The organism is Cyclobacterium sp. (assembly GCF_014762705.1).
GTDB lineage: Bacteria > Bacteroidota > Bacteroidia > Cytophagales > Cyclobacteriaceae > Cyclobacterium.
Genome location: NZ_JABURL010000089.1, coordinates 113302 through 124597, shown reverse-complemented (window position 1 = coordinate 124597; position 11296 = coordinate 113302). Strand labels below are relative to the sequence as shown.

The 11296-nt window shown below is 45.6% G+C and carries 2 protein-coding genes; one reads left to right on the top strand and one right to left on the bottom strand.

The window, feature by feature from the left end; genetic code table 11:
- Positions 1-141 precede the first annotated feature (141 nt).
- Positions 142-1368 (bottom strand): glycoside hydrolase family 18 protein, encoded by a 1227-nt coding sequence (locus tag HUJ21_RS17000; protein ID WP_291371839.1) that lies wholly within the window; start codon positions 1366-1368, stop codon positions 142-144.
- A 624-nt stretch (positions 1369-1992) separates the two neighbouring features.
- On the opposite strand from HUJ21_RS17000, the gene HUJ21_RS16995 reads away from it, so the two are divergent.
- Entirely contained in the window at positions 1993-11088 is a 9096-nt protein-coding gene (locus HUJ21_RS16995; RefSeq protein WP_291371838.1) for a non-ribosomal peptide synthetase, read from the top strand.
- Positions 11089-11296: the final 208 nt, after the last annotated feature.

The following is an 11296-nucleotide window of genomic DNA, read 5'->3' as shown; positions in this document are numbered from 1 at the left end:
ACTCACCATTATCCATTAAACAATGAGAAGTTTATATTCCCATATAATGCAAAAAGCCCATCGTCATCCCGATTTCTAAATTTTTTAAAATATTAGTTCTACCGATGACGGGTCCAGTCGTCATTTTTTATTAAATCCACCCTACTCCTGTGCCGCTTTATAAATGGCATCAAGCAAGCTCCCCTGCTCCTTGGTGTCATTGCCCAGTTCCCAAAACATGATACCACCCAGCCCTTTCTCCCGGGCATATTTCGTTTTTGCGCTCACAGAAACGGTATCGTCATAGGATACCATCAGGCTGTCCGCAGCGTTATACATATAAGGTGCCTTAGCCAGCGAGTCCCAATAGCGCTGAAAACTATTGTCCGGTTCATACTTTTTACGGATTTGGTGGTAAGCCATCCAGCCAATATGGATGCCGCCACTGAGTTGGTAAAGGCCGTTGTTTTCAGGAGGAACTCCCTTCCAAACCCTTCCATAAAAAGCACTTCCAATGACTATTTGACCCGGATCAACACCTTCCCCAATCAGGAAATCTACTATTTTTTCTGCAGACCGGGGATGGGGATCTAAATTGGATCCTTTCAGGTACAAGCTATCCAGATACGCATGAAATGGCGTACCTGCAATATCCTCACTTCTCACATCTCCAAGAGGGGTATGGTGCCCGGTATATTCGGAAACTCCGGATACCTGGTCATAAGTCATTACATTGGTATAATCGGCATATTTCATTACCTCATTCAGCTCTATGTGGTCGTAGTACCGCTTCCAACCCGCCGAAGCGAAGGTCAGCAGTTTAGGCGTATCGAAGCTGTCCAGCATCTCCCTTAAACCCTTCATCAGTGCGGTGAAATTTTGGGTATCTGCTTCACGGGCCCTGGTGCCGGCACCAGATATTCCCGGATATTCCCAATCCATATCCATACCGTCGAGCTCATACGATTTGATGAATTCCGAAGCACTTTGGATAAATTTGGCACGACTCTCCTCAGTTAACGCCATATCTGAAAATCCATCCGCACCCCAGCCTCCACAGGCAATCATTACCTTGAGCTCGGGATTGCGCTCCTTTTGCTTCACCAAAGCCTGGAGCTTTGGACCTGCTTCCTCTACATTTCTGAATTTCATCTCCCCCTCAATCACATGGGTAAAGGAGTAAATAATATGGGTAAGCTTCTCAACAGGAATCTCTTCTGGCTTATAATCCCGCTCTGGCACATAATAGGCCATGATCACTGGTTTTACCGATTCAGCTGTAACTGTTGGGGAAATCTCAACCTCCTTGTTTGACTGGGATGAACAAGCATACAAAAACAGTAAGAGCCATATCCTGGAGACGATTGTATTATTAAATTTCAATGGCATTTTCATATAATTTTGAGCGAACAACGGGTGTATACTTATTAATTTTATTTATTTCTAAATATAAAAAAAACTAAATTTTTTGTGAATGTAAAAACAATACCGTAAAAATATTAAAAATCTGCTCCTCAACCATTTCTCCGGACGATGTGTCCAGAGCAAAAGCCACCAAAGAAGTTTCTGATTTCATTTTTAAACCAATTACATCTCAGAAACTTGCCGATATAGTAAATAGTCTTTAGAGAATGGTTTTTCTATTCAAAAAATTGTAATCTCACTATTTTCAAAACCAGCACTTTTGGATTTTTACCCTGACATAAAAGGACACTTGTTTCAAGCTCCGGTTTAAAAATAATCACAAATTTTTTCTGTAACTAATCTTTCGTGAATCCCAGGGCCTTCAATCTGTAAATGATCCAATTGTACAGAATAGCTCGTATATACCTGAAGTTATTCAGTCTTCAGTATTTGCGAAGGTAATTCCTTGTGCTTCAATACCTGTATTACACAGTGATGCGGTTTGAGCAATCCAGCCCTGTTTGGCGATCTGCCGGTAACGATAGGAGGAAATAAAGTCATTGGAAGGCCCGCAAGAATATTTAACCAACAACACAATCAATTTTTAAAATGAGTAAATCCAACAATTACAACCTTACCGGATGGCATCCTCTGCCGCCACAAAGTACCATTGCCCGGGAAAGCCAAAACAAGGGAAATGGAAAAAATAAAGTTCAAATGAAGCAGGATCATGTGCACGAATCAGTCGTCTTGTATCCGGACCATCAAACCATAGTTGACCTATTTGAACAGCAGGCTGAAAAAAATCCGGAGGCGCTTGCTGTTGTGGATGGGGAAAGGCAAATTACTTTCGGGGCCCTTAATGCAAGGGCAAATAAGCTGGCCTACCTGCTGCAAGAAAGGGGCGTGAAAAGTGAATCCCTGGTACCGGTGCTAATAAACCGGTCTCTGGAATCGGTAGTTGGAATAGTTTCCATCCTAAAGGCTGGTGGGGCGTATGTACCCATTGACCCGTCCTATCCGGAATCGAGAATCCAATATATCCTTGAAGATACCGAAGCCAGGGTATTGTTGTATAGCAGGGATAGTGCAGGAAAATTACCTCAAAAGCCCGGACTCCATGCCATTGAAATCGATGGATTGCCCACAACCAACTTGCCTGAATGGAATAGGGAGACCAGGCCAGTTCCGGAGCAATTGGCTTATGTGATTTATACTTCCGGATCTTCGGGCAAACCCAAGGGCGTCATGATAGAACACCGGGCATTACTGGATCACTGTTTTGGCATCATTGAGGCTGCCGGATTTTCGAAATGCCGGTCCTTTGCCCTGATGTCTCCGCTGGTATTCGATGCCGGGCATTCCCTGTTGCACAGCGCTTTTATCCTTGGTGCTGGCCTACATATCATCTCTGATGAGGCAGTCAAAAATGGAAACATACTGGCAAGCTATTTTAATAATAATGAAATCGATTGTGTAAAGGTGGTTCCCTCTCTATGGCTTAGCTACCTCCGGGATCATTACCTTCCGTTGGCTAAAAAAGTGATGTTGTTTGGCGGAGAACCCTTTCCCCTGGCCATACATAAAGCCTTACACCAGGCAAAATACCAAGGCAGCGTTTACAATCATTACGGCCCCACAGAAGCAACTATAGGTAAGTGTATTTTCAAGTTAGATTTGGCTGAGAAATATGAAAAGATCCCAATAGGCCGGCCTTTCTCAAATACCCAATTGTACATTGTGGGAGAAAACCTGAATTTGCTGGATGAAGGAGAAACAGGTGAATTGTTAATCGCCGGGGACGGCCTGGCCAGAGGCTACCTGAATCTGCCTCAATTGACCAGCGAAAGATTCATTTCAAATCCATTTAGTGAAACGGAAAAAAAATGTTACCGCACGGGCGACCTGGTCCGTTGGTCTGCAGATGCTCAACTTGAATACCTTGGCCGGACGGATAACCAAATTAAAGTAAGGGGATTCCGCATAGAACCTGGGGAAATAGAAACGGAACTGGAAAAACACGAATCGGTCCGGCAGGCCCAGGTGACTGCATATACCACCGAAAACGGCCAGGAGCATATTGTAGCTTATATAATACCGAATGGAGCACTTTCTCCGTCCAAATTGACTGGGTTTCTTAAAAGTTCCTTACCGCAGCATTTGGTACCCACGCTTTGGCATAGCCTGGATATATTCCCCCTCACCATCAATGGAAAACTGGATAAAAAATCCCTTCCTGATCCGGTAACACAGTACAAGCCCTCCAAAAACCAACTGGTAGCCCTCCAACCAATAGAAAAAAAATTACTCGGGATATGGGGAAATCTCAGCGGTATCAAGGGGATCAGCATTCGGGATAATATTTTTGAAATGGGGGGGAACTCCCTGTTGGCTATGCGCTTGACAGCTGCCATCAGGCAAGAGTGGAAAAAGGAAATCTCAGTAAAAGAGGTGTTTTATCATCCCACAATTAAATCCCTCGCCAGACTAGTAGATAAACGCCAGGAACACGAGACCATAAAGTTGGAAAGAATTCAAAATCTACAGCATAATTTTCCCCTATCTTATGGACAGGAAGGTTTGTGGTTTCTGCACCAGTTGGAAGGGAGTGAGGCATACCACCTGTCTCAGGTATTCCAGATCAAAGGAGATTTGAAGCCAAATAAACTGGAAAATGCGCTGAAAAACCTGTTAGTGCGGCATCAGATTCTGACAAGCCGCATTGCCATAAACGAAGATGGAACTGCCGAACAGGTTCCCGGAAAACTGTCCAAATGGCGGATGACAAGGGAAAACGGAGAGGCTCGTTATAGTGGGTCTTCAGATCCTAAAGTAACAGAAAAGATAATCCGCATTATTCGCAAGCCTTTTGATTTCAGTTCCGAAGGCATGTTCAGGGCATCCTTAATCACTGTAAGTGAAGGCCATCACCTGCTGGTCCTTGCCATGCACCATATGGTCTCGGACGCCTGGTCCATGGCTATCATCAAAAAAGAGCTTAGCGAAGGCTACAAGCAGTCTCTGAAAAAAGATGCCATAAAATTACCTGCATTGCAAGTCCAATATGCCGACTATACCCAATGGCAGCGTAGCCTTGCAAGGCAAAATGCAATAAAGCCAGGTCTTGAATACTGGAACAAAAAGTTGGCAGGTGTTTCTCCCTTGCACCTTCCATTGGATTTTTCAAGGTCCAGGATGGAAAAGCAGGAGGGCAAAACGCTCCGATTTAGCCTGGACAAGGATCTTTATAATTCGGTAAAAAGAATAGCCCGGGAGCGAAACGCTACAATGTTCATGACGCTGCTGGCTATATTTAAGGTGCTTTTGTACCGGTACTCCGGGCAAAATGACATTTGTATTGGTACTGCTATATCAGGCAGGGAGCAGGAAAACCTCCAGCCCTTAGTCGGGTATTTTGTACGCACCCTTCCGCTCCGCTCTACAATCCATGGTAATCATTCCTTTACAAAAGTGCTTGAGGAAGTGAAAAACAATGCCCTGGAGTTATTTGAACATCAGGAAACTCCTTTTGAAAAGCTGGTTGAGTCCCTGGAAATAGCCCGAATAAAAGGCATGCATCCCTTGTTTCAGCAAATGTTCGTCTATCAGGATGCCTTAACACAATCCCTGGAACTTGAAGGTTGCGAAGTCAACCAACAGCATCCCGACCATGGGACTTCCACCTTTGACCTGACTTTTGAATTGCGGGATTGCCGCTCAGGACTAGAGGGAAAAGTGGAATTTAAGTCACAGCTTTACACACAACATACCATCTCGCGATTTATTAGACACTACCAGCAACTGGTACATGAAATTACCCATGCGCCAGAATTACCTATTGATCAGCTACCGCTGATGGACAAAGCCGAAAAGGAGCAGATCATACTACAGTTTAGCAAGTCACCAAACACGGAAAAAAACCGACAAATACCCGTCCACAGCGTGTTGACCATGATAGCAAACCAAAGATTCGCCAAGCCTGCGGCTACAGCACTGGAATTTGGCGAAGAAAAGATCAGTTATCAGGCCCTGGAGGCAAAGAGTGAACAAATGGCACGATACCTACGGCGAAAGGGTGTGAAAACCGGGGATAAGGTACCGGTATGTCTGCCCCGTTCCGAAGAAATGGTCATTAGTCTCCTGGGTATATTGAAAGCCGGTGCGGCCTATGTACCTATTGATCCAGCGTACCCTGAAGTACGCATCAAATTGCTGGCAGAAGCAGTCCACCCCAGTCTGGTGATCTGTCAATCAGTCCACCTACACTTTTTTGAGCAAGCAACCTCTCTGGTGTTGACGGACCGTGAAATGGATCAAATTTATCTGGAATCTGCAGGGGCTTTATCGCTTCAAATAGATCCGGAATTGCCTGCTTATGTCATTTTTACCTCCGGTTCCACAGGTTCGCCCAAAGGAGTATCTGTCAGTCACCAGGCATTGGCAACATCTACCTTAAGTAGAATTACCTGTTATCCGGAGATCGGAAATTCATTACTGGTTCCTTCCTTTGCTTTTGATTCCTCAGTAGCGGTCATTTTCGGAACTTTGGCAGCTGGTGGAACCTTGCTGCTTTGCCCATCGGCAGATTTGTACCGCACGGACGAGCTCAGTCTACATCTCAACAAAACTGAAACCCTCCTCTGTGTACCTTCATTTTACCGGTTTTTACTGGAAGAAAACCTATTGGCAAATGCACCTGTAAAGAGGGTGACCGTTGCGGGAGAAAGCCTGAACGAATCTCTGGTTGCCCTTCATTATAATCTCCTGCCCCATGTGGATCTATACAATGAGTATGGCCCAACAGAAGCCACAGTCTGGGCGACAGTGGAAAAATTGGACCGGGAAGATCAGAAGGTGACCATCGGGCGGCCAAATGCCCACTCCAGCATTTACATTTTAGATAACAGTGGTGCTCCGGTTCCCATTGGTCTGCAAGGGGAGGTTTTTATTGGTGGAGAAGGCGTTGCCCAAGGCTACTTTAATCAGCCAAAATTGACGAGCACCAGATTTTTACCAGATCCCTTTTCAAAAAAACCAGGCGCAAGGATGTACCGATCAGGTGACCTGGCCAAATGGCTTCCTGATGGAAAGATTTCTTTTTCAGGAAGACGCGACCAACAAGTAAAAATTAACGGATTCCGCATTGAATTGGAAGAAATTGAAGCTGCGCTAAATGGTCTTGCGGAAGTAAAAGTCGCCGCAGTCACCTTGAGCAAAACTCAAAATGGAACAGCCCGGTTGCTAGCCCATGTGGTGGCTGAGAAAAGCCTGTCATTGCTGTCTGATCCGGTGAAAAAGGAACACGTATCCGGTAGCCTGGAAAAGGTGGTTCCCCGGTACATGGTTCCAGGAAATTGGCGGTTTCTCTCTGCCCTCCCATTGACCGCAAATAAAAAAATAGACAGAAATAAACTGTCTGAAATGGGTTTACCTCCGAAAATTAAGGAATCCAGGCCACCTGCTGACCCGGTAGAACTGGCCCTATGTGGAATTTGGAAAAGGATTTTAAACATGGATGAAGTCAGTACGACAACCGATTTTTTCGTAGCAGGAGGACATTCCATTTTGGGCATAAAATTGCTCGCTGCAGTGCGCAGAGAAATGAATGCGGCTATTGGTCTTGGTGATTTGTTTTCAGCGCCTACCATCTCCGGGATGGCAGAAATCATCAGGTCAAATGGCCAGCAAAAGGCTTTACCTCCCATCAAAACAACTGAGGCAAAGCAAATCGGAGAAGTCCCTCTCTCCTACAGCCAGGAAAGTTTATGGGTCATTGACCTGCTTGAGGGTTCGGACCAGTACCATATTCCCCTTGTTCTCAGGTTGAAAGGAGCTATTGATCCGGTGGCTTTGGAAAAGGCACTGAAACAAATGCTTCTCCGGCACGAGGTGCTGCGTACCGTCATACGACAGAAGGAAGGCAAACCCTATCAGCAGGTGATGGACCCTGGAAATTGGAAATTGGCGAAAAGCTCACCCATCCCTTATGAAGATTTACATGCGCAGATCCAATCGATGAACACTGCGCCATTTGATTTGAGCAGGGATTATATGTTACGCGCCGGGCTGTTAACGGCTGGTCCTATGGAAGCTGTTCTGGTAATCACCTTTCACCATATTGCTTTTGACGGCTGGTCGCTTCCTTTATTCCTGGAAGAACTGGCAGATTTTTACAAAGCAGCGTGTAAAGGAGAAAAATGTGTCCTGAGCCCACCGGTTCAATACCGGGATTTTGCCCTTTGGCAGCGGAAATACCTTACCGAAAAGACGCTGCAACCGCAGCTTGAGTATTGGACATCAAAACTAAGGGGAATAACACCTCTCATGAATAGAGAAGGAGAATACAGCGGCCAAAATACGGATAATGCTGGTACTGAGCTTTCCTTCGTCCTTCCGGAAAATCTGAAAAATCGATTGCAACAAATGAGCAATCAGCAGGGAGTCACCCTATACATGACTTTATTGGCAGCTTTTAAGGTCTGGCTGCACCGCTTTTTTGAGCGGGAAACGCTTTGTGTAGGCACACCTACCTCCGGGAGACAGCACCCGGATTTGGAAAAGGCCCTGGGCTATTTTATCAACCCCTTACCCATCAGGTCTTTTATCAGAAAAGGGATGAAATTCACCGATTTCCTGGATCAGGTAAAAACCAATTGCATGGAAGCCTTTGAAAACCAGGACCTGCCATTTGAGAAAATCGTAGCAGCTACCAACACAGAAAGAATTATCGGGCAAAATCCACTGTTTCAGGTGATGTGCTCCTTGCAGGAAGACAGTCCGGTAGCGCATGAAGCATATCATTGGGGAGATCAGCTGGAACTCACTGCACTTGACAGCCTGCAGATCAAAGCCAAGTATGACCTCAGTCTGATTTTCACTACTACCGGACAAGCTCTGAAAGGCAAAATCACCTGCAAAACCAATAAGTTTGGCGAAGATCAACCGGGTCAATTTGTTACCGAATACCGGCAAATACTCGAAAGGATATCAGGGGACCCTGAGCAGAACATTGGCTCCCTGATCCTTCCTGAGGCTAATCCTCAGTTGTCCGAATCGGCAGCCCTTCCTCCCTTTTTGTCATCGGATTTTATCCCTGTACACAAGCAGATCAGCCAAGCCGCCGAAAGGGATCCTGAAAAAATTGCGGTAGTTTGCAACGAGCAGGCTTTATCCTACCATGATTTAAATCAATCTGCCAATCAACTGGCCCATTTTCTCATCGAAAAAGGCATGGGACCCGGAAAGGTGGTAGGTATCCTGATGGACCGCTCGATTGAGATGATCATCGCCATTTTGGGAACCCTAAAAACCGGCGCAGCCTACCTTCCGGTAGATACAGGACTTCCAGAAAAAAGAATCCTTTACATGCTGCAGGATAGCTGCCAACTGACCATTTCCGGAAAGCCATTTCGCAAGGGTGTGGGTCTGAAAGGGAAACTGCTTGAATGGGATACGTTTACTGCTGCTAAAGAACACCTTCCCCTCTCTGAGCCCGGGCTTCAAACCCGTGCAGAGGATTCGGCTTATATTATATACACTTCAGGCTCTACCGGAAAACCAAAGGGTGTGGTTATTTCCCATGCCAACCTGCACCATTTCCTGACCGCCGTATCCGATTCACCGGGCATTCACCGTGATGACCGATTTCTGGCTGTCAGCTCTGTATCTTTCGATATTGCCATACTGGAAACTCTGCTTCCTTACGTTTATGGTGCCCAATGTTACGTACTGGACGAAAGGCAGCGGAAAGATCCCAGGGAAGTACTGTTGGCCTTCGAAAAATTTGAAATTACTACTGTTTTTGCAACGCCAACCCATTGGAAAATGCTGCTGGAAATCGGATGGGAAAAGCGTTTCGAAAACCTGCGGATCATCAGTGGGGGAGAAGCGCTCTCCCTGGAACTTGCCCAAAAATTATTGCTTCGCTGCAAGACCCTTTGGAATATTTACGGTCCTACAGAGACTACGGTTTTTTCCACGATTAAGGAAATAAATGCTAGTGACAAAGAGATTTCGGTAGGGAAGCCAATTGCCAATACGAAAGTTTATATCCTCAATGAACATGGACTCCCGGTTCCGGAGGACCAGGAAGGAGAAGTTTATATTTCCGGGGCGGGCGTAGCCAAAGGATACCTCAACCAGCCGGAATTAAGTAGAAAAAGATTTTTGAAAGATCCATTTGACGCTTCCGGAAAGCATACCATGTATAAAACCGGGGACCTGGGAAAATCTCTGGCAGAAGGCGAATATGCCGTCCTGGGTAGAATCGACCAGCAGGTAAAAATCCGCGGTCACCGCGTAGAATTGGAAGAAATAGAGCGGGTATTGAAAAATGAAGCAAAACTAAAGGAGGTAACCGTCATTTACCTTCAACCTGAAGCTGGAAATGGAATGCTCTTCGGTTTTATTAACGGAACAACAGAGACCTTTGCTCATAACAAATGGCAACAGGTATTGGGATTGAACGTAATGGAAGTTTCTGAAACGGTTAGCTCTTCCTGGAAAAAGAAGCTGGGAGCACATTTGCCGGCTTATATGGTACCCGATAGGTATTGGTACCTGCAGAAGTTCCCTTTGACCTCCAGCGGTAAACTGGATAGGCGGCAACTGGCCGAAATTGCAGAAATAGGATTGGAAACCAATCCACATATTGATCCGGAAAGCCCTGGCGATCCCATGGACTCGGCCATTGCGAATACCTGGCAAAAAGTACTGAATCTGCCTCGGGTAAACCCCACAGACAATTTCTTTGAAATCGGTGGGCATTCCCTGGCAGCAGTACAGGTAATGGCAGCACTTGAAAGCCGCTTCGCTATCAAACTTCCGCTGGCACTATTTTTCAAGCACCCTGTTTTGAAGGACCTTTCCATGGCCATGCAGTCTCAGGTGACGGAAAACCAGCATTGGGAAAGTCTGGTACCCATAAAGCCTGAAGGCAGTAAAACACCTCTTTTTATGGTGCATGGGGCCGGATTGCATGTAATGCCATTTTATGAACTCACCAAAAAAATGGATCCCGACCAACCGATCTTTGGGCTACAGGCGAAAGGTCTGGACGGTAAGGAGCAACCTCTGGAGAGTATTGAAGCCATGGCGGCACATTACATAGCGGAAATTGAAAGTAAAGCCCATCAGGGTCCATATATATTGGCAGGCTATTCCCTGGGAGGTATTATCGCCTTTGAAATGGCAAAACAATGGCGGCGATCCGGAAAAAAGATAGAGGCCCTAATCCTCCTTGATACCTATGTTTTCCCTTCAGACCCAGTTTCCTTTTTTGATAGGTTGGCATTTAAATTTCAGAAGGTTTGGTTTGATTGTTCACTTTTGGCACATCATCCAAAGCTGCTATTGAAAAAAAAGAAAGCTTCCTGGGAGCGGAAAAAGAGCGTTTTACGGTCCATTTTCAAAAAATCAGAAAATGACGGTCTGAGTCCACTTGAGCAGACCCTGAAGGACCTGAAACGAAGGCACCGGGAAGCCATGTACCGGTATCAACCGGCCTATTATGATGGAGAGGTGCATTTGCTGCGGGCAAAAATTCCTACCAATTATTTTCATGACCTCAGGTACCTGGGATGGAAGCCTCTCGTCAAAAAGTTGACCATTCATGAGGTAGAAGGCACCCATACGGAGCTATTTTCTCCGGAGAACAGGAAACACTTAGCGGACACCATTCAGCTAATACTCGATCGAAAAACGTAGTACGAGAAGGAATTGATATTTTAAGACCTTGCCGAAAAAATACCCCTTAACCCCTTAAAAAGGGGGATTTCGTTCAATCTGGGTTTTTTGTTTACTTTTTTGATTTACAGTTTTTACAACCGAATTTGTACTTTGCCACCAACGACAAATTCCATTTTCATCTGCCAAAAAAAATCTATGTGAATCCCTGGTGAATCCTTTTGCCCAT

Excerpts from the sequence above, each read along its gene's own strand:
- HUJ21_RS16995 (WP_291371838.1), top strand. The coding sequence starts at position 1,993 with ATGAGTAAATCCAACAATTACAACCTTACCGGATGGCATCCTCTGCCG.
- HUJ21_RS17000 (WP_291371839.1), bottom strand. The coding sequence starts at position 1,368 with ATGCCATTGAAATTTAATAATACAATCGTCTCCAGGATATGGCTCTTA.